Raw genomic sequence first — 21975 nt, forward strand, 5'->3', positions numbered from 1 at the left:
TCGCGGATGAGTCTGCGACAAGCGCTACGGCTTAGCCCAGCAGGGTAGCCCAGCCTTCAACCACGTCACCGCCCCACTTGGCTTTCCACTCTTTCAGAGTTTTGTGGTTGCCACCTTTGGTTTCGATGACTTCGCCGTTGTGCGGGTTTTTGTATTGTTTAACTTTGCGAGCACGCTTGGTGCCAGTAGTTTTTACTGCGCCGCCGCGTGGTGCTTTGGTTTTGGACTCTGGATCCAATAGCGCAATGATGTCACGCAGAGACTTGGAGTATTCGCCCATCAGGGTGCGCAGTTTGCCTTCGAATTCCAGCTCGGTTTGCAGTTTGTCGTCTTGGGACAGGTTCTTCAAACGGGCTTGCAGCTCTTTTATAGCTTCTTCGGTGGCGCGATATTCGTTGATCAAGGACATGAGGACTACCTTATGTTGTGGCGCAGGATGGCAGGTGACAGTGCGGCAATAATAGTCAGGGTGTTTCATCAAGTAAACATTTAACCGGAGTTTTATTTAAATTAGTTGCGGTGAATAGGGCATAAATTGCCGGTGTAGTTAAATAGTGTGATGCAGTCATCACAGATACTCACAATTGGACACTTGAAGATTGGCAACAGGAACACCATCGCGCGGGTAGCGGATGCCCCCAGAACCTTGCTCGCCCACCTTCGTGCCGGGCAAACGTCATCAATACTGCAGTTTTGCTGCGCAATCGCTAGAATGGCCGCCTTTGCGAAGTTCTGGAGTTTGACCCTCATGCGCACTTTTCGGCTGGTGATTGCTTGCCCGGACCGCGTCGGCATCGTTGCTAAAGTCAGTAACTTTCTGGCGTCACATAACGGCTGGATCACTGAAGCGAGCCATCACTCGGACAATCTCAGTGGCTGGTTCTTCATGCGTCACGAAATTCGTGCCGATTCGCTGCCTTTCGGTATCGATGCCTTTCGCGAAGCGTTTGCACCGATTGCCGAAGAGTTCTCGATGAACTGGCGCATCACCGATACCGAGCAGAAAAAGCGTGTGGTACTGATGGCCAGTCGCGAGTCTCACTGCCTCGCCGACTTGTTGCACCGCTGGCACAGTGATGAGCTGGATTGCGAAATTTCCTGCGTGATTTCCAACCATGACGACTTGCGCAGCATGGTCGAGTGGCACGGGATTCCGTATTACCACGTACCGGTCAATCCGCAGGACAAGGAGCCGGCATTCGCTGAAGTCTCGCGCCTGGTCAAACAGCACGATGCCGAGGTGGTCGTACTTGCCCGCTACATGCAAATCCTGCCACCCGAGTTGTGCCGCGAATATGCTCACAAGGTCATCAACATTCACCACAGCTTCCTGCCGTCGTTCGTCGGTGCCAAGCCGTATCACCAGGCATCGATGCGTGGCGTGAAGTTGATCGGCGCTACATGCCACTATGTGACCGAAGAACTGGATGCCGGTCCGATCATCGAACAGGACGTCGTTCGCGTCAGCCACAGTGACAGCATTGACGACATGGTGCGTTTCGGTCGGGACGTCGAGAAGATGGTGCTGGCCCGAGGTCTGCGTTATCACCTGGAAGATCGGGTGCTGGTGCACGGCAACAAAACGGTCGTGTTCTGATAGCCATTCAACACGGTTGAAATTCGAAGGGCCTGGGCGTTCAATCGCTTCAGGCCCTTCGCCGTTTCTGCACTGAGGACATGAGCATGGCCGATCCACTCGACAAAGCGACATCCAAGGCTCCTGCCACGTTGGGCGAAGGGTGTTTGAGTCGTTACGACCCGGATGACATGAGCCCCGAAGACGGCACGGAGTTTCCCGGTGCGGCGGAGTTGTGGGAACAGTTGCAGCAAGAACCCGACGACAAGCCTACGCCTGTTTGAACTTCATCAACTTCTTCAGCAGCGGCCGCCCGAGCATCAGCAAAAACACCGGGCCACCCACCAGCAAATAGAAGTAATAAGTCACCGCCCGCCAGATCAGAATCGCCGCCGCCGCGGTGGATTTTCCCACCATCGGTGCCAGCAGCGCCGCCGAGGTCAACTCCGCCGCCCCGGCACCGCCCGGCAACAGGCTGAATTGCCCCGCGCTCAGCGAAAGCATCTGGATCAGAAAGCTCCAGGCCCACTGCAAATCCGCCCCGAGCCCACGTAACGCCAGATACAGCACGCTATAGCGCAAGATCCAATGCAGGCAGGTCAAGGCAAACACCGTGATGAGCGTCTGAAAGGGCAGCTTCAGTGTGTCCGTGAACGCCGCCAGAAAGTGCAGGAGTTTTCGCGCCCAGCGCAGACGCGTGGTGGTTTTGACATTCAGGCGAGCGAGCAACCGACCGCTCAGACGAATCAGTATTCGATGGTAGCGGGCGACCACCACGCAACTGAACAACCCGCCGAACATCGAAATGGCGCTGACAGTCAGCAGCCATTCCATGCGTTGGCTGAGGTGCTGGAACAACGCATAAATCAGGATCCCGCTCAGCGCGCAGAGAAAAAACAGCAGATCGCTCAGTTGATCCATGGCAAACACGGCGCTGCCCCGGGCCGGACGCACGCCATTGCGCGCCAACAGCGCCATGATCGTCAGCGGCCCGCCGCTGCCGCCGGGGGTAGCGCAATAGGCGAATTCGGCGGCCATCACCACCCCGAGACTTTTGAGCGGGCCCACCCTGTCGCGCTGATCCCCTAGCAACAGGCGCAGGCGCATCGTGTTCAGCACCCAGCACAGCAGGATCATGCCGAACATGATCAGTAACCAAGTCAGCGGAAAGCTTTGCAGTCGATACCAGGTCTCGTTACCGCCCAGCAGCGACGGAATCAGCACCGCAGCGAGCAGCGCGACGAGCAGCAGAATCCCGCGACTCATACGGCGCGACCCATACGGTCGCTTTGCAGAGTCAGCCAACGAGCCTTGGTCATCGGCACACGTCCCTCGTCGAGCAAGCGCTTGAGGGTTTGCAACCAGTAAGAGCGCGAGAACTCATGGCGCATATCCACCGGGTGCAAGCCAAGACGAATCACCGGTGCTTGCCGCCACCGTTGTTCGCGTTGATCGCTGACCAGCTTCGACAACCCCCGGCGCCAGGCACTGCGCGCACTCCAGACCAGGCCTGGCGCATCAACGGCGGTGAAGTCCGGCAGACGATACAGATGCTGCGAATCGCTGGCGTAACTCAAGGGTAACTGGCGCAAGGCCTGGCGCGTCCCTTCGCTCATCAACCAGGCCGGTGCGACGAAGCCCTCCAGCGGCCAGTGATAACGGTGGAACACTTCGATGCCGGCACGCAGGCGGGCGAAGGCGGCTTTTTGAGACAGGCTGTAAAACTCCCCTTCGTGGGTGTAGATCCGGCGCATGAACCAGTCTCGTGGCGTAGTGGGAGTGGGCGCTTCATCGCAATGAAAGTAACCGTGCAATGCCAGTTCGTCACCTCGGGCGAGACGACGGGTGAGCAGACGTCGAAATCCCGGATGCTCCTCCAGATCGTTGTGCTTGTGGAAATTGGGCACCACCAACAACGTCATCGGCACTTCGCCCCAGGCGTCGACGGCTTCGACAAAAGGTTGATAATCGGCCCAGGTTTGCGGTGCGACGTCGTGCAGGACGAGTATCAGGCTGGGCGGATTCATGGGCTCAACCATTGGCCGTCAGTGGCCAGTGGCTGCCGAGCACGGCGTGATAGTGCACCAGCAGGCTATTGACCACCGTGTCCCAGGAGTAATGCTGCTCGACATGGCTGCGGGCCTGTTTGCCCAAAACCACGCTGCCCGAACTGAACAGCTCGCGTACCGCGTTGGCCATCGCCAATGGATTATTCGGCGCGCAGAGCAGGCCGCATTGATCGGTGATGATTTCCTGAAAGGCCCCGGCCGCCACGGCCACCACCGGAATGCCACTGGCCATGGCTTCAAGAACCACCAGGCCGAATGTTTCCTGATCGCCGGCGTGCAGCAGCGCATCGGCGCTGGCCATCAACCGCGCCACTTGTGCCGCCGGGCAAAACTCATCGACCACGGTAACGTTGTCGGGCACCACGGCCGGCATCGACGAACCTACCAGCAGCAGGTGATAGCGTCGGCCCAGGCGTTTCATGCAGTCCAGCAGCACCGGCAGGTTTTTTTCCTTGGAGCCGCGCCCGGCGAAGATCAGCAAATGAGTGTTTTCATCAATGCCCAATTCGGCCCGCAGGCCGGTGTCTCGTGCCGTGGGATTGAAGGTTTGCAAGTCGACGCCCAACGGTTGAACGAAAACATTCTTCACCCCCAGCCCGATCAGTTTGTCGGCCATGACCTGGCTGGGTGCCAGAACCCGATCGAAGTTGCCATAGAGCTTGCTGACATAGGCTTCGACGTTGGTGGTGACCCAGCTGCCCATGCGGTTGCTGACCAGCAGCGGCAGGTCCGAATGATAAAAGCCGATCACTGGGACATCGAGTTGCCGCCGGGCATCGAGGGCCGCCCATGCGGTGAGGTAGGGGTCGCCGACCTCGATCAGGTCGGGCTGTAAATCGTGCAAAACATTGCGCCAGGGCGCGAGACGGAGGGGGAAGCGATAGCCTTTGCCGAAGGGCAGGGCGGGGGCCGGAACTGTGTAAACACCATCCTGTTCACTTAAGTAAGCCCCAGGGATCAGCAGACTGTGGCGAATGTTCGGCTTGACGCTCAGGCGACGGTGTTTTGCATCCAGATAAGTGCGCACGCCACCGCTGGCAGGGGCGTAGAACATGGTTATGTCAGCGATATGCACGATGAACATCCCTCCGGTCCGTTGGGCTCCCTTGGTTGACCTTTATGAAGGATAGATGTTCGGTTGGGGTTTTGCGGGGCAGTGAGGTTTGCGGTGTTTGGAGGGTCGCCTTCGCGAGCAAGCCCGCTCCCACAAGGTCTGGCGTTGAACCTGTGGGAGCGGGCTTGCTCGCGAAGGGGCCCGTCCGGACGCTAAATACGGAAACTGCCCACCAACTGTTTAAGCCGCGCCGCCTGCTGCTCAAGATCCGAGCACGCACGCAACGTCGACTGCAGGTTTTCCACACCCTCCTGATTCAGTGTGTTGATCTCGGTAATGTCGACGTTGATCGACTCCACCACCGCCGTCTGCTCCTCGGTCGCTGTCGCCACCGATTGGTTCATCCCGTCAATCTCGCCGATACGCAACGTCACGCTGTTCAAGCGCTCGCCGGCCAGGTTGGCGATTTCGACGCTGTCCTGACTGTGGCGCTGGCTGTCGCTCATGGTGCTGACGGATTCGCGGGCGCCGATTTGCAGCTCCTCGATCATGGTCTGCACCTGTTGCGCCGATTCCTGAGTGCGGTGCGCCAGGTTGCGCACCTCATCGGCCACCACGGCAAAACCACGTCCGGCTTCACCGGCGCGCGCCGCTTCGATGGCCGCATTGAGCGCCAGCAGGTTGGTTTGTTGGGAGATGCTGGTGATCACTTCGAGAATCTGCCCGATGTTCACGGTTTTGCTGTTCAGCGATTCGATGTTGGTGCTCGAGGCGCTGAGCATGCTTGACAGCTGATTCATCGCGACAATGCTGCGATCCACCACTTGCTGGCCATCTTCGGCCAGGCTGCGGGCATCGCTGGCCTGACTCGATGCTTGTGCTGCGTTACGGGCGATTTCCTGAGCGGCGGCGCCGAGCTGGTTGATCGCCGCGGCCACGCTGCTGGTGCGCGACGCCTGTTGGTCGGAGTTGAACATCGACGAGTTCGAGGCGGCCACTACACGCAGAGCCACTTCGTTGACTTGTCCGGTGGCCGACGACACTTCGCGGATCGAACCGTGAATGCGTTCCACGAAGCGGTTGAACGCGGTACCGAGGACACCGAATTCGTCGTTGTTCTGGATGGTCAGGCGTTTGGTCAGGTCGCCTTCGCCGTCGGCGATGTCTGCCATGGCGCGGGTCATGACGTGCAGCGGCTGGATCAGGATGCGGATCAGCATGCCGAGCAGAGCGATGATGATGGCGACGGCAATGACCGTCGCAATGAGCGCCGAGGCGCGGAATTCGCTGAGTTTGGAGAAGGCCTTGTCCTTGTCCACCGACAACCCGATGTACCAGTTGACTGAGGACAGCCCTTTGATCGGTGTGAAGGTCACGATGCGAGTCTTGCCGTCGACGTCGACTTCACTGAAGTCGCTGCTGATGCGCGGGGTGTTTTTCGGGTACGCCTCGCTCAGGGACTTCATCACCAGCGCTTTGTCCGGGTGGACCAGGATTTTGCCGTCGGCACCGACCAGGAACGCATAGCCCATGCCGTCGAAGTCCAGTGCGTTGAGGCTGTCGGTGATCACCTGCAAGCTCAAGTCACCACCGACCACACCGATGTTTTGACCGTCCTTGAGGACGCTATTAACGATGGAAATCACCAACTGGCCAGAAGCCAGGTCGATGTAGGGTTCGGTCAGGGCAGAACCGCTGGTGCTTTGCGCGCTCTTGTACCAAGGGCGGGCACGAGGGTCATAACCGTCGGGCATCTTGCTGTCCGGGCGGATGATGAAGGTGCCATCTTTGTTGCCCAGGTAGGCGCCCATAAAGGTCGACGACACGGCCTTCTGTTCCAGCAGGTTGGAGACATTGGCTATATCTGCGTTCAACGCAACGGTTTGCGACAGGTTTTCGATCAGCAGGCTACGGCCGGCCAGCCAGGTTTGAATGTTTTTCGCGGTGACGCTGCCCATTTCCTGCAAGTAGTTGTCCAGATCGCGGCGTATCGCATTGCGCTGCAAATAGTCGTTGTACAGCGTGAACGAGGCGAAGGCGGCAATGACGATGAGGGCGGCGGCAAGCAGGATTTTATGGCTGAAGCGCAGATTTTTGTTCATGGCTCGGGGGGTCCGCTAAGGTCTTATTGTTCGGGGCGCGTTGCTGTTAATGCGCGCAAAATGAGTGCGCAACGGAGCGAGTCGGTAATTCCTGCTCTCCATAGGGGAATGTCGAACCTTGCTTTCAATTGGGTCTCTCGTTTATTTCTATCGGCCGTGAAGGTTCAAAGATTAACCATGGGTGACAAAATGCCTGACTCATTACAACTCGTTATCGGTGCCGACCTCGCCGGGCAGCCCATTGCCCAGGCCATGCGTCTGGCGAACCGTCATGGTTTGGTCGCGGGCGCAACCGGGACGGGCAAAACTGTCACCTTGCAACGGATGGCCGAAGCATTCAGCGATGCCGGCGTGGCGGTGTTCGCCGCCGACATCAAGGGTGACCTGTGTGGGCTGGGCGCCGCCGGCAACCCTCAAGGCAAAATCGCCGAGCGGATTGCCGGGATGCCTTGGCTGAACCACACGCCTCAAGCGTATCCGGTGACCCTGTGGGACATTCACGGTCAGTCCGGTCATCCGTTGCGCACAACCTTGAGCGAAATGGGGCCGTTATTGATTGGCAGCCTGCTGGAGCTGACCGACAGTCAACAGTCGGCGCTGTACGCCGCGTTCAAGGTGGCGGACCGTGAAGGGCTGTTGCTGCTGGACCTCAAGGACCTGAAGGCACTGCTCAATCACCTGCGTGACAACCCCGAATTGCTCGGTGACGACGCCGCGCTGATGACCACCGGTTCCAGTCAGGCGCTGTTGCGGCGTCTGGCGACCCTGGAACAGCAGGGCGCCGAAGCGCTGTTCGGTGAGCCGGCGCTGCAACTCGAAGACATTCTGCAGCCGACCGCCGAGGGCCGCGGGCGCATTCACTTGCTTGATGCCAGCCGTCTGGTGCACGAAGCGCCGAAGGTCTATGCAACGTTCCTGTTGTGGCTGCTGGCCGAACTGTTCGAGCAACTGCCAGAGCGCGGCGATTCGGACAAACCGCTGCTGGCGTTGTTTTTCGACGAAGCGCATTTATTGTTCGCCGGTACGCCAAAGGCTTTGCAGGATCGTCTTGAGCAAGTGGTGCGGTTGATTCGCTCGAAAGGCGTTGGCGTGTATTTCGTCACCCAATCGCCGGGCGACTTGCCGGATGACGTGCTGGCGCAGCTCGGTTTGCGCATTCAGCATGGCTTGCGCGCGTTCACCGCCAAGGAGCAGAAATCCCTGCGAGCGGTGGCCGAAGGCTTCCGGCCGAACCCGGCGTTCGATGCCTTGTCGGTGCTGACCGAGCTTGGGATTGGCGAGGCGCTGGTCGGCACGTTGCAGGACAAGGGCACGCCGGAAATCGTCCAGCGTGTATTAGTCGCACCACCGCAGTCGCGGATCGGGCCGTTGAGCGAGACTGAACGCACAGTGCTGATCACGGGGTCGCCATTCAAGGGGCGGTATGACAAACCCGTTGATCGTGAATCGGCTTATGAAGTGTTGATGGGGCGCAAAGGGTTGGCGCCAGAGCCTGACGCTGTTCCGGGCAAACCGGCAGCCGAAGAGCCAAGCTTCACCGACAAGGCCGGGGAGTTTCTCGGCACCGCGGCGGGGCAGGCACTGAAATCAGCGATGCGCCAGGCGGCCAATCAATTGGGACGACAGTTGGTACGCGGCTTGATGGGCTCGTTGCTCGGCGGCAACAAACGCCGCTGAACAAATGTGGGCGCGGCGGTGCGGCGACCCGACTTGCTCGCGAAAGCGGTGTATCAGGCAACATTGATGTCGACTGACACTCCCTCTTTGCGAGCAAGCCCGCTCCCACATTAGATTTGTGTCATGCCTTGGGTTTAGCGTGAGCCGCAAGGCGTTCCAGCGCTGCCCGAAGATTCGGATCGCTGATCCCGTCGGCGGTGGCCTGAATGGTCGCGCCTGCATTGATCGACAAGCTGATGGTATGGCCAGCCGCCCCTTGCTGAACCGTGGGCGGCTGAACCTTGAACAGAATCCGCGTCAGGCTGGCGAATTCGTCGAACATCTGTAGTTGCCGTTGCAGACGCTTTTGCTGATAACGCAGGCGGGTTGCCCAATGACCGTCGGTCACTATCAGCAACAAACTGCCTTCGCGCCACGACGCCACATGGCAATGCTCGCGGGCGGCGGGCTGCAATTGGCTTTCCAGCAGACGTTGTAAATGACCCAGGCGTTGAGCGTGGCCGAAGATGGCTTTCAGCGGTTTGGCTTCGCGAAGCAGGACGGCGGGTGCTCTGGCCGTAAGAGGGCGAAATGCCATGATCAGACACCTGAAGTAACAGAGCCGCCATGGTAGCAGAAAGCACCGGATGCACCCGAGCCATTGCTTTGCGAGCGCTTTACCCATTAAATCAACAAGTAACTTGTGCCATGAATGGCTTGAAGTTGAGCAAAAAGCCCTTATTTTAAGTGAGCCCCGTCACAGCGCTGTGCCGGCATCGTGGAATAACGCCACTTTCCTCACCATCGTTTCCGGGTAGAATGCTCGTTCGCATGCGGCCATGAGGGCTGCTCGGGCGACTCACGGGGCCGCCCTCCATCCCTTTAGTGTGGAAGATCCTGCCGATATGTTTGCGCCTTTGTTAAAGAAACTTTTTGGAAGCAAGAACGAGCGTGAAGTCAAACGCATGCTCAAGACGGTGCAACTCGTCAATGCCTTCGAAGAGCAAATGGTGGCCCTTTCGGACGATCAATTGCGTGCCAAGACAGATGAGTTCAAGGCCCGCATCGCCAAAGGGGAAACCCTCGACAAGCTGCTGCCAGAAGCCTTTGCGGTCGCCCGCGAAGCCGGTAAGCGCGTCATGGGTATGCGCCACTTCGATGTCCAGCTGATCGGCGGCATGACCTTGCATGAAGGCCAGATCGCGGAAATGCGTACCGGTGAAGGCAAGACCCTGGTGGCAACACTGGGCGTTTACCTCAACGCACTGTCCGGCAAGGGCGTGCACGTTGTGACGGTGAACGACTACCTGGCCCGTCGTGACGCCAACTGGATGCGTCCGCTCTACGAATTCCTCGGAATGTCGGTCGGTGTTGTCACGCCGTTCCAGCCGCCGGAAGAGAAACGTCTGGCTTACGCTGCCGACATTACCTACGGCACCAACAACGAATTCGGTTTCGACTACCTGCGCGACAACATGGCGTTCAGCATGGAAGAAAAATTCCAGCGCGAACTCAATTTTGCCGTGATCGACGAAGTCGACTCTATCCTCATCGACGAAGCCCGTACCCCGCTGATCATTTCCGGTCAAGCCGAGGACAGCTCCAAGCTGTACATCGAGATCAACAAACTGATCCCGCAGCTTGAGTTGCACATCGAAGAAGTTGAAGGCGAAGTCACCAAGGCTGGCCACTACACCGTCGACGAGAAGACCCGTCAGGTTGAGCTCAACGAAGCCGGTCACCAGTTCATCGAAGACATGCTGACCCGCGTTGGCTTGCTGGCTGAAGGCGAGAGCCTGTACTCGGCGCACAACCTTGGTCTGCTGACTCATGTTTATGCCGGTCTGCGCGCTCATAAACTGTTCAATCGCAACATCGAATACATCGTGCAGGATGGCCAGGTCGTTCTGGTCGACGAACACACCGGTCGCACCATGCCGGGTCGCCGTCTGTCCGAAGGCCTGCACCAGGCCATCGAAGCCAAGGAAAACCTGAACATTCAGGCCGAAAGCCAGACCCTGGCCTCGACCACGTTCCAGAACTACTTCCGTCTGTACAACAAGCTGTCCGGCATGACCGGTACCGCTGACACCGAAGCGTTCGAATTCCACCAGATCTACGGTCTGTCGGTGATGGTTATCCCGCCGAACAAACCGTTGGCGCGTAAAGACTACAACGACCTGGTGTTCCTGACCGCCGAAGAGAAATACGCGGCGATCATCAATGACATCAAGGAATGCATGACCCAGGGCCGTCCGGTACTGGTGGGTACTGCAACCATCGAAACTTCCGAGCACATGTCTGCGCTGCTGCAGAAGGAAGGCATCGAACACAAGGTTCTGAACGCCAAGTTCCACGAAAAAGAAGCCGAGATCATTGCCCAGGCCGGTCGCCCCGGCGCACTGACCATCGCCACCAACATGGCCGGTCGTGGTACTGACATCCTGTTGGGCGGTAACTGGGAAGTGGAAGTGGCCACCCTGGAAGATCCGACCCCTGAGCAGATTGCCCAGATCAAGGCCGACTGGCAGAAACGTCACCAGCAAGTGCTCGAATCGGGCGGTTTGCAGGTGATTGCTTCCGAGCGTCACGAATCGCGCCGTATCGACAACCAGCTGCGTGGTCGTGCCGGTCGTCAGGGTGACGCTGGTTCCAGCCGTTTCTACCTGTCGCTGGAAGACAGCCTGATGCGCATCTTCGCCTCTGATCGGGTGAAGAACTTCATGAAGGCCCTGGGCATGCAGCCTGGCGAGGCGATCGAGCACCGCATGGTGACCAACGCCATCGAGAAGGCTCAGCGCAAGGTTGAAGGCCGCAACTTCGACATTCGTAAGCAACTGCTCGAGTTCGACGACGTCAACAACGAACAACGTAAAGTGATCTATCACATGCGTAACAGTTTGTTGGCCGCCGACAACATCGGCGAAACCATCGCCGACTTCCGTCAGGACGTGCTCAACGCAACCGTCAGCGCACATATTCCACCGCAATCGCTGCCTGAGCAGTGGGACGTGGCCGGTCTGGAAGCGGCGTTGCAGAGCGACTTCGGTGTGGCGCTGCCGATCCAGAAATGGCTCGACGAAGACGATCACCTGTACGAAGAAACACTGCGCGAGAAGCTCATGGCCGAGCTGCTGGCCGCGTACAACGAGAAAGAAGAGCAGGCGAGCGCCGAAGCGCTGCGCACCTTCGAGAAGCAAATCGTTCTGCGTGTGCTCGACGACCTGTGGAAAGACCACCTGTCGACCATGGATCACCTGCGTCACGGCATCCACTTGCGTGGTTATGCACAGAAGAACCCGAAGCAAGAGTATAAGCGCGAGTCCTACACGCTGTTCTCCGAGCTGCTGGATTCGATCAAGCGCGACTCGATCCGTGTGCTGTCCCACGTTCAGGTTCGCCGCGAAGATCCGATCGAAGAAGAACAACGCCTGCGTCAGGAAGCCGAAGCGCTGGCTGCGCGCATGCAGTTCCAGCACGACGAAGCACCGGGGCTTGAGCAACCGGAACTGCTGGGTGAAGAGGTCGATGTCGCCCTTGCCATCGCGCCGGTACGCAATGAGCAGAAGTTGGGCCGCAACGAACTTTGCTACTGCGGTTCGGGCAAGAAGTTCAAGCATTGCCACGGGCAGATCCAGTAAACCCCGTTTCTTACGCTGAAATACCCGCGCCGCGACCGGTTTATGCCGTCGCGGCGTTTTGCCATTTAAACCACCGTTCTTCCTGAAAACGGTGCTGACATCATCTAAAGGAGCGCATTCATGGCTGTTGGTCTTGGTCCTTTGCCAACGTTGCACCCGGTTGTCGGTTTTGAACTCGGTATCGCCTCGGCTGGCATCAAGCGCCCGGGGCGCAAGGATGTTGTGGTCATGCGCTGTGCCGAAGGTTCCACGGTCGCTGGCGTGTTCACCCTGAACGCTTTTTGCGCGGCTCCCGTGATCCTGGCCAAGCAGCGTGTGCAAGGTCCGGTGCGTTACCTGTTGACCAATACAGGCAATGCCAACGCCGGCACTGGCGAACCAGGCCTTGCCGCCGCCGAGCGCACGTGCGCCAAACTGGCTGAGCTGACCGGCGTCGACGCCAGCCTGGTGCTGCCGTACTCCACCGGTGTGATCGGCGAGCCGCTGCCGGTCGAGAAAATCGAAGGGGCTCTGCAAGCCGCCCTTGACGACCTGTCGGTCAATAACTGGGAAGCTGCCGCCACCGGCATCATGACCACCGACACCCTGCCAAAAGGTGCCAGCCGCCAGTTCCAGCATGACGGCGTGACCATCACCGTCACCGGTATCAGCAAAGGCGCGGGCATGATCCGCCCGAACATGGCGACCATGCTCGGCTACATCGCCACCGACGCCAAAGTCTCTCGCGATGTGCTGCAAAACCTGCTGCTGGACGGTGCCAACAAATCGTTCAACCGCATCACCATCGACGGCGACACTTCGACCAACGACTGCTGCATGCTGATCGCCACCGGTCAGGCAGCACTGCCGGAAATCACCCGCGCCGAAGGCGAGTTGTTCGCCAAGTTGAAGCAAGCGGTGTTCGAAGTGTGCATGGACGTGGCTCAGGCCATCGTTCGTGACGGCGAAGGCGCGACCAAGTTCGTGACCGTTGAAGTCAACGGCGGTGGCAATCACCAGGAATGCCTGGACGTCGGTTACACCGTGGCTCACTCGCCGCTGATCAAGACCGCACTGTTCGCCTCCGACCCGAACTGGGGCCGCATTCTGGCCGCCGTGGGCCGTGCTGGCGTACCGAATCTGGACGTGAGCAAGATCGACGTGTTCCTCGGTGATGTCTGTATCGCCAGCCGTGGCGCTCGTGCATCGACTTACACCGAAGCCCAGGGCGCGGCCGTGATGCAGCAAGAAGAAATCACGATCCGTATCGAACTGGGTCGCGGTGATTGCAGCGAAACCATCTGGACCACCGACCTGTCCCACGAATACGTGAAAATCAACGCCGAATACCGCACGTAACCAAAGTCAGGACCGAGTCGCTCCCTTCGCGAGCAAGCCCGCTCCCACATTGGTTTGAGGTGTACACAAATCTAATGTGGGAGCGGGCTTGCTCGCGAAAGCGGTCTCTCAGTCACTAAATAGTCTGGCCTGTTTCCTCCATCAAAAGGTCCCGAACATGAGCCTTCACCTGATCATCGGCGACAAACTGATTTCCTCCTGGTCCCTGCGCGGCGCGTTGGCCCTCGACCTGGCTGGCGCCCCTTACACCGAAGAACTGATCAAGCTGAACCAGCCGGATACACGTGAGCGTCTGCTCAAGCACTCGCCGACCGCGAAAGTCCCGCTGTTGAAAACCAAACACGGCACCATCGCCGACTCCCTGGCGATTGCCGAGTATCTGGCAGAGCAGTTCCCCGAAGCCGGCCTCTGGCCCAAAGACACCGCCGCCCGCGCCCAGGCCCGTTCGGCGTGCGCGCAGATGCACAGCGGTTTCTTCGCCATGCGCGGCAACATGCCATTCGACTTGAGTCACGACGCTGCGCTGTCGCCGACACCGGCTGACGTCCAGGCCGACATCGAGCGTATGTTGGCGTTGTGGGCCGAGTGCCGCGCCGCCGCCACCGAAACCGGTCCGTTCCTGTTCGGCGGCGCGACCTTGGCGGATGCCTTCTTCGCACCGATCGCCGTGCGCCTGCGCACCTATCAGGTGAGGCTGCCCGCAGCGGACGCGGCCTACGTCGAAACCATCTACCAATGGCCCGCCTTCAAGGCGTGGCAGAAGGCGGGTCTGGAGGAGGTCGGGCGGTGAAGCGAGTACACGTAGCCGCCGCTGTCATCCGCGATGGCAGTGGCAAGATCCTCATTGCCCGCCGTGCCGACACTCAGCATCAGGGTGGCCTGTGGGAATTCCCCGGTGGCAAGGTCGAGGCCGACGAATCCGTCGAAACCGCCCTGGCTCGCGAACTCCTTGAAGAGTTGGGCATCGTGGTCAACACGGCTCGCCCGCTGATCAAGGTCCGGCACGATTACCCGGACAAGCAAGTGTTGCTGGACGTTTGGGAAGTGTCGGCCTTTACCGGCGAACCGCACGGCGCCGAAGGCCAGCCGTTGGAATGGGTCGCGCCCCGGGATCTGCTGAACTACGAGTTCCCGGCGGCCAACCAGCCGATTGTCGCGGCTGCGCGGTTACCCGCGCAGTATTTGATTACCCCGGACGACCTGGAAACCCCGGCCTTGCTGCGCGGTATTCAAAAAGCCATCGCCGGCGGCATCAAGCTGATCCAGTTGCGGGCACCCAACGGCTACGATCCGAAGTACCGCGATCTGGCGGTGGACGCGGCGGGGCTCTGTGCTGGCAAGGCGCAGTTGATGATCAAGGGGCCGTTCGAGTGGCTGGGAGATTTCCCGTCTGCCGGTTGGCACATCACCTCTGCGCAACTGCGCAAGTACGCGGCGGCTGGCCGCCCGTTACCGGCGTCGCGCTGGCTGGCGGCGTCCTGCCATAACGCTGAAGAGCTGGCGTTGGCCGAGCAGATGGGCGTGGATTTTGTGACCCTGTCACCGGTGCAGCCGACCCTGACCCATCCGGGTGCTCAGCCGCTGGGTTGGGAACAGGCTTTAGCGCTGATCGAAGGTTTCAGCAAGCCGGTGTTCTTGCTCGGTGGTGTTAGCCCGGCGGATCTTCAGAAAGCCTGGGAAGCGGGCGCACAGGGTGCGGCGGGGATTCGGGCATTTTGGCCTGATTCTTTGGTTTAGCCACCGGCCCCTTCGCGAGCAAGCCCGCTCCCACAGTGGTTCGTGGCGGACACAGATTTGTGTACGACATTGATCCCTGTGGGAGCGAGCTTGCTCGCGATGAGGGCCTGGCAGACGATAATTTATTCGGGTTTTGCCGCCGGTTGCCACAATATTTCGGCAATCCCCTGCCGCTTGGCAATCAACCGCGCCACCACGAACAACAAATCCGACAACCGATTGATATACGCCAACCCAACCCCAGCCAACGGTTCGACAGCATTCAAATGCTGACACCGCCGCTCGGCACTGCGCGCCAGGCTTCTGCACACATGGGCCTGAGCAATCAACGCCGAACCACCCGGCAGAATGAAATTCTGCAGCGGCCCCAGCTCTTCATTCCACACATCGATTGCAGTTTCCAGACGTTCCACTTCTGCCATGTTCAGTGCCTGATACACCGGCATCGCCAGTTCACCACCCAAGTCGAACAACCGGTGCTGGCAAGGCGCCAAAACATCGATCACTTCGTTCAAGCCCGGATACTCGCCACTTTCCGCCGCCAACCCGGCCAATAGCACACCCACCTGACTGTTCAGCGTATCGACTTCGCCAATGGCTTCGATCCGTGGATGATCCTTGGGCACGCGGCGGCCGTCGCCCAGCCCGGTTTCGCCTTTGTCGCCGGTGCGGGTGTAAATCTTCGACAAGCGAAAGCCCATGGTTACCTCGATAGCTGATTGAGTTCTTGAGAGACGAGCGGGGTGCCCGCCAAGGGCAGGCGCAAGGTGAAACACGTGCCTTGGCCCAGGGTCGATTGCACTTCCATCTGACCCTTGTGGTTGTTGGTAATGATGAAATACGAGACCGACAGGCCAAGGCCGGTGCCCTGACCGATTTCCTTGGTGGTGAAGAACGGCTCGAAGGTGCGTTTGCGCACGCTCTCGCTCATGCCGATGCCGTTGTCCTCCACCTGGATTTCCGCCCACGGTGGATTCAGTTTGGTGCGCAGAATGATCCGTCCCGGCTCGCGGTCGTCTTCACGTTGGTGAATCGCCTGAGCGGCGTTTTTCAGCAGATTGAGTAGCACTTGCTCCAGTTCGTTCGCGGTCCCGGGCACCGGGCCCAACGCTGGATCGAACTGGCGAATGATCGCCTGGCCCTTGAAGTCGAAACCGATCGCCAGGTCGAAGTCGTTGCCGGCGATTTCCACCGCCTGATCGATCAGCGCCGGCAGGTCGCACGGGGCCATTTGCCGGGTACTGCGGCGGCTGAAACTGAGCATGTGCGTGACAATCTTCGCCGCCCGGGCGCCAGCCTGTTGAATGCCGTCGAGCAACTGCGGTACTTCGCGCGCTTGCAGGTATTTGTTGACCGTTTCCAGCGCGATCCCGGTTTGCTCGGCTTGTTCGAGATTCTTCGGCAGGTCAGGCGAAAGGCGCCGGCGAATGTTCTGCACGTTGTGCAGGATCGCGCCTAACGGGTTGTTGATCTCGTGAGCCATGCCCGCGGCAAGGCCGCCGACCGAGAGCATTTTTTCCGACTGCACCATCATTTCTTCCAGCGACAGGCGCTGAGTGATGTCGTCGATCCGGATCACCACACCACGCCCGGCACCGCCCATCAGCGGGTAAAAGGTCAGGGCGTAGTGCTTGGGTTCTTCGTCCTTGAACCACGTCACCCGTTCAATCTTGGCCACCGTGTGCTGCTCGACGGTTTGCTTGAGTTGCGGCAGAAACGGCTTGAGCGGTTCGAAAGCGAGAAAAATCGGCTGGTTCAGGGCTTCGTCGAGGCGCGTGCCAGACAGGGCGCTGGCCTCCTGATTCCACTGCGTCACGTAGAGCTGCTCATCAAGGGCGATCAGCGCCGAGGGCATGGAATCGATGATGCTGTTGAGGTAGTTCTGGAAACCGGTGAGCTTCTTCTCGATCTTGCTGCGCACCTGAACTTCGAGTTCCAGCTTGCGATTGGTATGACGGGTTTCTTCGGCCAGGCCCTGGGCCTGGTCATACGCGGCCTGGGAATCGTCCCGGGCCCGCTTGAGTTGCTGCTCACGGGCCTCGATCCGCGACAGCATGGTGTTGAACGCCTCGGCGAGGCTGCCGATTTCGTCATGGTTGCCGCGGGAGGCGCGTAGGGCGTAGTTCTCTTCCCGGGTCACTTGCCGGGACAGTTCTTCGAGCTGATGGATCGGCCGGGTAATCAGGCGTTTGATCTGCCGGGCAATCACCAGCCACAACAGCACACTGAAGATCAGAATCCCGAGACTGGCGGTGAGAGTGCCGGTGTAGAAAGCCATCGGCAGTTCGCTGCTGGCGACCAGTAACAGGTGGCCGGGCGCGGTGCCGGGGCGGGGCAGGGTGATGATTTGATTGCTGCGAAATTCGGTGGCTTGCCAGGATTCAATGTGCCGGTAACGCGTTGGCAGGCTCAGATTTTCGCCATGCTGCAACTGCGCCAGACGCTCGCCCTTGCCGTCATAAAGGGCCGCCGCGCGTAGCGGTGAATAGCTGTTGAGCTCATTGAGCAGGCGTTCGGCGCTTTGCGGTGACTGCAAGGCTTCGGACACCAGGCTGGGGTTGGACACCAGGCGGCCGATGGTCTGCAAGGCCTGAGGTGCCATGCTTTCCTGGGAGATGTAGTACGCGGCGCTGATAAAGGTCAGGTTGGCGACCAGCAGGACGGTGGTCAACAACACCAGCAGGGCGGCCAGCAATTTCTGGCCGACCGGAAGGTTTTCAAGGCGCTGGCGCAATGGCATCAGGTTCATCGCTGAAAAGGAACAAGTGGCCAGCGTAGCCGCTGCTCAGTCGCTGGGCAATCCAAGGCTGTGCAGATGGGTGATCAACCTTTGCTCAAGTTGATTGAGGTGCGGCAGGTTGAGTTGATGCCTCGCGGCGACTTTGCAGGCATGACCCAATAGATAGCTGATCTCGGTCCGGCGCTGGTTCGCGACGTCCTGGTACATCGAAGAGTAGTTGGCGGCGGTCGCGTGAATCAACCGTTCGACTTCCTGTTGAAGGTCCTCGGCCGCTGCTGGCTGACCGCATTGCTCAAGCAGCTCGGTCAATTCGCCACAAAGGGTGGCGACTTCGCAGTGGTGTTCCTGTAAACCGCCATTACGGCAGTCGTGTAGCACGGTCAGCGGATTGATCGCGCAGTTGAGCGCCAGTTTTCGCCACAGCCGGGTCAGAATGTCGGTGCTCCACTCGTGGGGAATACCGGCGGCGCTCACGTCATCCAGCCAGATCGGCGCCACGGGATGCCCGGCATCCCCCAGCCAGGTGTAACCGTGGCCGGCGAATACCACGCGCCAATCGCCATCGCGAAAGGCACCTTCAGTGCTTGACGCGAAAATGCAGCGAGCCTGCGGCACCTGCTTGGCGACGGCGTCTTGGCTGCCAAGACCGTTCTGCAACAGGATCAGCTCAGCGTCGAGGGCCAGGCGCGGTGCCAGTTGGGCCACGGCTTTCTCGGCATCGTAGGCTTTACAGGCCACCAGCAGGCGGTTGATCGGTTCATCGTTGTCGGGTGTTTCGGCGGGCACCGGATAGCACTTCGCTTCACCGTGTTCGACTAGCGTCAACCCACCCGCCGCCTCATACGCCTGCAAGCGTGCAGCGTCCCGCACGATCAGCTTGACCGGCACGCTGGCCCGCGCCAGTCGAGTGGCCCATAAGGTGCCAAGGCTGCCGGCGCCCAGAACATGCCAGGTGGTGGACATCAGCTTTTTGCTCTGTTTGTCGCGCGCATGGGAGGCTCGCAGTGAATGATGGGAAAGACCCGTTATAATCAGCGCGGATTTTAACCGCAAGCCAGGCATGCTCCATCGTGATCGAGCATGCCCTTTTATTGGAGAGATTACATGCCGTCGTTCGACGTGGTATCCGAACTGGACAAACACGAAGTCACCAACGCGGTCGAGAACGCCGTCAAGGAACTCGATCGTCGTTATGACCTGAAAGGCAAAGGCACCTTCGAGTTCAAGGAAAAGGACCTGACCGTCAACCTGACCGCTGAAGCCGATTTCCAGCTCGAAGCGATGATTGAGATCCTCAAGCTGGCCCTGGTCAAGCGCAAAATCGACGTGCAGTGCCTTGAAGTCAAGGATGCCTATGCGTCGGGCAAACTGATGAAGCAGGAAGCGGTCCTCAAGGAAGGCATCGACAAAGAACTGGCGAAGAAAATCGTCGCTCATGTCAAAGACGCCAAGCTCAAGGTTCAGGCTGCCATTCAGGGTGAGCAGGTGCGCATTACTGGGAAGAAGCGTGATGACTTGCAGGAAGCCATCGCGGCCCTGCGCGCCAAGACTTTCGATATGCCGCTGCAGTTCAACAACTTCCGCGACTGACCTTTCAGGCGGGACCTGTGGGAGCGGGCTTGCTCGCGATGAGGGCGTATCAGTCGACATCACTGTTGAATGACACACCGATTTCGCGAGCAAGTCGAATCGTCGCAACGTCGCTCCCACCCGGATTGTGCTTAACCCAGGAGAATGTAGATGGATTTGAATACTGAAGTGGACAACCTGGTCAAGGCGTCTCAAGCCTGGATTCCGATGATCATGGAATACGGCAGCCGCGTGCTGCTGGCGGTGATCACCTTGGCCATCGGCTGGTGGCTGATCAACAAGGTGGCGCAAAAGCTTGGCGGGTTGCTGGCGCTGCGTAACGCCGACCTCGCGCTGCAAGGCTTCATCAGTAGCCTGGCGAACATTATTCTCAAGGTTCTGTTGATCGTCAGCGTAGCATCGATGATCGGGGTGGAAACCACTTCGTTCGTCGCGGCCATCGGTGCGGCAGGTCTGGCCATCGGTCTGGCCTTGCAGGGCAGCCTGGCGAATTTCGCGGGTGGTGTGCTGATTCTGTTGTTCCGCCCGTTCCGCATTGGTGACTGGATCGAAGCCCAAGGTGTTGCCGGCACGGTCGACAGCATTCAGATCTTCCACACCGTGCTGCGTACTGGCGATAACAAAACCATCATCGTGCCGAACGGTAATCTGTCGAACGGCATCATCACCAACACTAACCGTCAACCGACGCGCAAGGTTGTGTTTGATGTGGGTGTGGATTATGAAGCGGACTTGCAGAAGGCCCGGGAAGTGTTGCTGGACCTGGCCAAAGATGAGCGTGTTTTGGCTGAGCCGGCACCTCAGGCAGTGATTTCTACCCTGGGCGACAGTTCGATTACTGTTTCCCTGCGAGTGTGGGTCAAGACGGCGGATTACTGGGACGTGATGTTCATGTTCAACGAACAGTCCCGTGATCGATTGAAAACGGCTGGTATCGATATTCCGTTTCCACAGCGGGTTATTCGTGTGGTTCAGGAAGCTGCGGTGCAGTAAAGCAACAAAAAAGGCCCATCCGAAGATGGGCCTTTTTTTATTATCGCGAACTAGCTTTCGGCAATTACAGAACCGAAATCGGGTAGTCGACGATCAGACGGAACTCTTTGATGTCGCCTTCGCCTTCGTCGGCGTTAGCAGTGTGCCAAGCCTGGCGGATACGGAAAGACAGATCTTTGGCCGGGCCAGTCTGAACGACGTACTTGGCTTCAAGGTTGGTTTCGTGGTGTTTGCCATCTGCACCATATAGCGGGTTACCGTCATTGTCACGGTACTGACTGTTGGCAGCAAGACCAGTGCCGTCGATGTTCCAACCTTTCACGTAGCGGGTCATGAAGCTCAGACCTGGAACGCCATACTCAGCCATTTTCAGGTCGTAACGGATCTGGGCAGACTTCTCGCCCGGGGCGTTGAAGTCAGAGTACTGGATGGAGTTGGCGAGGAAGATCGAGTCGCCGCCGCGGTTAGTGGCGCCCTTGTGACCACCTACACCGATGTAGTCGAACGGCGTGTCGCCGTTAACTTTCTGGAACGCCAATGTAATGGTGTGTGCTTTCAGGAACGAGAAAGCAGCTGCCAGGGAGTAGGCGGTGTTGCTGATGTCGCCGACTTTAGCGTCACCGGTATCGGTGGTGCGGTAGATGTTACCGTCCAGGTTAACCGACTGATCGCCACCCATTGGGATGGTGTAGTTCAGGTTGGCGTAGTACTGGTTCCAGATGTCTTCCAGCTTGGCGCCGTACAGCGATGCGCTCAGGTTGTCGGTGATGCCGTACTTGCCACCGAAATAGTCGATGGAATTGGCTTCCACGCCAGCGTAGGTTGCCCACAGGCCGCCGTCGCGAGCGTTTTTGTCCTGGCTGGTCGACGAGTAGAAATGACCGGCTTCGAGGTCAAGGTCTTTGACTTCGCTGCTCTGCAGTTGGAAACCGCTGGCAGTTTGCGGAAGGACGCGGGAGCCACCAACAGCGAACACTGGAGCAGTGCTTGGCTGCATGTCGCCGACTTTCAGCTCGGTTTTGGAGATGCGGAATTTAGCGGCCGCACCGGATTTGCCTTGGCTGTCGTTGACATGGCCATCGGAGTCGCGGCTCATGTTGCCCGTGCCGCCAGTACCGTCGCCACCGTCCAGTTTGATCGCCAGGTAACCGAACGCATCAACGCCGACGCCTACGAGACCTTGGGTGTAACCGGAGTTGTAGTTAGCCCAGAAACCCTGGGTCCAGTCTTTCTGATCGTTTGAGCCATTTTTGCGGTCACGGTTGAAGTAGTAGTTGCGAAGATTCAAGTTCAACTTGGAGTCTTCAACAAAACCCTTGGCTTCAGCCTGGTCACTTACAAAAGGTGCGGCCGTAGCCAACTGAGTACTGGCTGCTGCTGCAACTGCCAGTGCGATCATGCTCCACTTCATCACGCGCATCGTGATTTGCTCCTTTGGTTTTTAGAAGAGTACTGCCGTCCCACCTGATTTATTATCTG

19 protein-coding genes are annotated in these 21975 nt (G+C 58.9%); 9 read left to right on the forward strand and 10 right to left on the reverse strand.

The genetic code is table 11. The features are described from left to right. Window positions 1–31 precede the first annotated feature (31 nt). Window positions 32–409, reverse strand: coding sequence for a histone-like nucleoid-structuring protein MvaT (gene mvaT / locus FQ187_RS03585; protein ID WP_007933316.1), 378 nt, complete (start codon window positions 407–409; stop codon window positions 32–34). A 339-nt stretch (window positions 410–748) separates the two neighbouring features. On the opposite strand from mvaT, the gene purU reads away from it, so the two are divergent. Beyond that, entirely contained in the window at window positions 749–1597 is an 849-nt protein-coding gene (purU, locus tag FQ187_RS03595; protein WP_008147434.1) for a formyltetrahydrofolate deformylase, read from the forward strand. An 86-nt stretch (window positions 1598–1683) separates the two neighbouring features. Then, a complete protein-coding gene (locus FQ187_RS29900; RefSeq protein WP_178122667.1) occupies window positions 1684–1860 on the forward strand; it encodes a hypothetical protein in 177 nt (58 codons plus the stop codon). Here FQ187_RS29900 and FQ187_RS03600 read toward each other — a convergent pair. From FQ187_RS03600 to FQ187_RS03615, 4 genes are all read right to left on the reverse strand, one after another. Next, window positions 1847–2842, reverse strand: a complete 996-nt coding sequence (locus tag FQ187_RS03600) for a lysylphosphatidylglycerol synthase transmembrane domain-containing protein (RefSeq protein WP_149628431.1) — start codon at window positions 2840–2842, stop codon at window positions 1847–1849. The genes FQ187_RS29900 and FQ187_RS03600 overlap by 14 nt on opposite strands. Then, the gene (locus tag FQ187_RS03605; protein WP_149628432.1) at window positions 2839–3615 is read right to left on the reverse strand and encodes a DUF2334 domain-containing protein; all 777 of its coding nucleotides are present in this window, start codon (window positions 3613–3615) and stop codon (window positions 2839–2841) included. Before FQ187_RS03605 ends, FQ187_RS03600 begins: the two co-directional genes overlap by 4 nt. Beyond that, complete coding sequence (locus tag FQ187_RS03610) at window positions 3608–4729, reverse strand: glycosyltransferase family 1 protein (protein ID WP_149628433.1); 1122 nt, start codon at window positions 4727–4729, stop codon at window positions 3608–3610. The genes FQ187_RS03605 and FQ187_RS03610 overlap by 8 nt, the downstream gene beginning before the upstream one ends. 182 nt (window positions 4730–4911) lie before the next feature. Then, a complete protein-coding gene (locus tag FQ187_RS03615) occupies window positions 4912–6801 on the reverse strand; it encodes a methyl-accepting chemotaxis protein (RefSeq protein WP_149628434.1) in 1890 nt (629 codons plus the stop codon). Between the two features lie 189 nt (window positions 6802–6990). Between FQ187_RS03615 and FQ187_RS03620 the strand changes: the two genes are divergently transcribed. Then, complete coding sequence (locus tag FQ187_RS03620) at window positions 6991–8478, forward strand: helicase HerA-like domain-containing protein (RefSeq protein ID WP_149628435.1); 1488 nt, start codon at window positions 6991–6993, stop codon at window positions 8476–8478. Between the two features lie 121 nt (window positions 8479–8599). Here FQ187_RS03620 and FQ187_RS03630 read toward each other — a convergent pair whose 3' ends face one another. Beyond that, a complete protein-coding gene (locus FQ187_RS03630) occupies window positions 8600–9055 on the reverse strand; it encodes a DUF721 domain-containing protein (RefSeq protein ID WP_149628436.1) in 456 nt (151 codons plus the stop codon). 307 nt (window positions 9056–9362) lie between these two features. Here FQ187_RS03630 and secA point away from each other — a divergent pair, with 307 nt between their 5' ends. The 4 genes from secA (at window position 9363) to FQ187_RS03650 (ending at window position 15173) form a co-directional block, all read left to right on the forward strand. Further along, entirely contained in the window at window positions 9363–12098 is a 2736-nt protein-coding gene (gene secA, locus FQ187_RS03635) for a preprotein translocase subunit SecA (RefSeq protein WP_149628437.1), read from the forward strand. Window positions 12099–12218: 120 nt separating this feature from the next. Further along, a complete protein-coding gene (argJ, locus tag FQ187_RS03640) occupies window positions 12219–13436 on the forward strand; it encodes a bifunctional glutamate N-acetyltransferase/amino-acid acetyltransferase ArgJ (protein ID WP_149628438.1) in 1218 nt (405 codons plus the stop codon). Between the two features lie 157 nt (window positions 13437–13593). Continuing rightward, window positions 13594–14226 carry a glutathione S-transferase family protein gene (locus tag FQ187_RS03645; protein ID WP_149628439.1) on the forward strand — a complete coding sequence of 211 codons (633 nt, stop codon included), beginning with the start codon at window positions 13594–13596 and terminating at the stop codon, window positions 14224–14226. Further along, entirely contained in the window at window positions 14223–15173 is a 951-nt protein-coding gene (locus tag FQ187_RS03650) for a Nudix family hydrolase (RefSeq protein WP_149628440.1), read from the forward strand. The genes FQ187_RS03645 and FQ187_RS03650 overlap by 4 nt, the downstream gene beginning before the upstream one ends. A gap of 122 nt (window positions 15174–15295) precedes the next feature. Here the strand turns inward: FQ187_RS03650 and FQ187_RS03655 are convergent, their stop codons facing one another. The 3 genes from FQ187_RS03655 to FQ187_RS03665 are packed head-to-tail and all read right to left on the reverse strand — an operon-like array spanning window position 15296 to window position 18876. Beyond that, window positions 15296–15874, reverse strand: a complete 579-nt coding sequence (locus FQ187_RS03655) for a cob(I)yrinic acid a,c-diamide adenosyltransferase (protein WP_149628441.1) — start codon at window positions 15872–15874, stop codon at window positions 15296–15298. 2 nt (window positions 15875–15876) lie between these two features. Next, the gene (locus tag FQ187_RS03660) at window positions 15877–17913 is read right to left on the reverse strand and encodes a HAMP domain-containing sensor histidine kinase (RefSeq protein WP_149628442.1); all 2037 of its coding nucleotides are present in this window, start codon (window positions 17911–17913) and stop codon (window positions 15877–15879) included. 45 nt (window positions 17914–17958) lie between these two features. Beyond that, a complete protein-coding gene (locus FQ187_RS03665) occupies window positions 17959–18876 on the reverse strand; it encodes a putative 2-dehydropantoate 2-reductase (RefSeq protein WP_149628443.1) in 918 nt (305 codons plus the stop codon). Window positions 18877–19017: 141 nt separating this feature from the next. Here FQ187_RS03665 and FQ187_RS03670 point away from each other — a divergent pair, with 141 nt between their 5' ends. Both FQ187_RS03670 and FQ187_RS03675 read left to right on the forward strand, forming a co-directional pair. Further along, the gene (locus FQ187_RS03670) at window positions 19018–19503 is read left to right on the forward strand and encodes a YajQ family cyclic di-GMP-binding protein (RefSeq protein ID WP_007906601.1); all 486 of its coding nucleotides are present in this window, start codon (window positions 19018–19020) and stop codon (window positions 19501–19503) included. A 150-nt stretch (window positions 19504–19653) separates the two neighbouring features. After that, entirely contained in the window at window positions 19654–20496 is an 843-nt protein-coding gene (locus FQ187_RS03675; RefSeq protein ID WP_129437855.1) for a mechanosensitive ion channel family protein, read from the forward strand. Window positions 20497–20560: 64 nt separating this feature from the next. Here the strand turns inward: FQ187_RS03675 and FQ187_RS03680 are convergent, their stop codons facing one another. After that, window positions 20561–21916 carry an OprD family porin gene (locus FQ187_RS03680; protein WP_149628444.1) on the reverse strand — a complete coding sequence of 452 codons (1356 nt, stop codon included), beginning with the start codon at window positions 21914–21916 and terminating at the stop codon, window positions 20561–20563. Window positions 21917–21975: the final 59 nt, after the last annotated feature.

This window comes from Pseudomonas sp. ANT_J28 (assembly GCF_008370005.1).
GTDB classification, from domain to species: Bacteria; Pseudomonadota; Gammaproteobacteria; order Pseudomonadales; family Pseudomonadaceae; genus Aquipseudomonas; species Aquipseudomonas frigoris.

Excerpts from the sequence above, each read along its gene's own strand:
- FQ187_RS03630 (WP_149628436.1), bottom strand. The coding sequence starts at position 9,055 with ATGGCATTTCGCCCTCTTACGGCCAGAGCACCCGCCGTCCTGCTTCGC.
- FQ187_RS29900 (WP_178122667.1), top strand. The coding sequence starts at position 1,684 with ATGGCCGATCCACTCGACAAAGCGACATCCAAGGCTCCTGCCACGTTG.
- FQ187_RS03660 (WP_149628442.1), bottom strand. The coding sequence starts at position 17,913 with ATGCCATTGCGCCAGCGCCTTGAAAACCTTCCGGTCGGCCAGAAATTG.
- FQ187_RS03655 (WP_149628441.1), bottom strand. The coding sequence starts at position 15,874 with ATGGGCTTTCGCTTGTCGAAGATTTACACCCGCACCGGCGACAAAGGC.
- FQ187_RS03670 (WP_007906601.1), top strand. The coding sequence starts at position 19,018 with ATGCCGTCGTTCGACGTGGTATCCGAACTGGACAAACACGAAGTCACC.
- FQ187_RS03620 (WP_149628435.1), top strand. The coding sequence starts at position 6,991 with ATGCCTGACTCATTACAACTCGTTATCGGTGCCGACCTCGCCGGGCAG.
- FQ187_RS03665 (WP_149628443.1), bottom strand. The coding sequence starts at position 18,876 with ATGTCCACCACCTGGCATGTTCTGGGCGCCGGCAGCCTTGGCACCTTA.
- mvaT (WP_007933316.1), bottom strand. The coding sequence starts at position 409 with ATGTCCTTGATCAACGAATATCGCGCCACCGAAGAAGCTATAAAAGAG.
- FQ187_RS03610 (WP_149628433.1), bottom strand. The coding sequence starts at position 4,729 with ATGTTCATCGTGCATATCGCTGACATAACCATGTTCTACGCCCCTGCC.
- argJ (WP_149628438.1), top strand. The coding sequence starts at position 12,219 with ATGGCTGTTGGTCTTGGTCCTTTGCCAACGTTGCACCCGGTTGTCGGT.
- purU (WP_008147434.1), top strand. The coding sequence starts at position 749 with ATGCGCACTTTTCGGCTGGTGATTGCTTGCCCGGACCGCGTCGGCATC.
- FQ187_RS03675 (WP_129437855.1), top strand. The coding sequence starts at position 19,654 with ATGGATTTGAATACTGAAGTGGACAACCTGGTCAAGGCGTCTCAAGCC.
- FQ187_RS03615 (WP_149628434.1), bottom strand. The coding sequence starts at position 6,801 with ATGAACAAAAATCTGCGCTTCAGCCATAAAATCCTGCTTGCCGCCGCC.
- secA (WP_149628437.1), top strand. The coding sequence starts at position 9,363 with ATGTTTGCGCCTTTGTTAAAGAAACTTTTTGGAAGCAAGAACGAGCGT.
- FQ187_RS03605 (WP_149628432.1), bottom strand. The coding sequence starts at position 3,615 with ATGGTTGAGCCCATGAATCCGCCCAGCCTGATACTCGTCCTGCACGAC.
- FQ187_RS03600 (WP_149628431.1), bottom strand. The coding sequence starts at position 2,842 with ATGAGTCGCGGGATTCTGCTGCTCGTCGCGCTGCTCGCTGCGGTGCTG.
- FQ187_RS03680 (WP_149628444.1), bottom strand. The coding sequence starts at position 21,916 with ATGCGCGTGATGAAGTGGAGCATGATCGCACTGGCAGTTGCAGCAGCA.
- FQ187_RS03645 (WP_149628439.1), top strand. The coding sequence starts at position 13,594 with ATGAGCCTTCACCTGATCATCGGCGACAAACTGATTTCCTCCTGGTCC.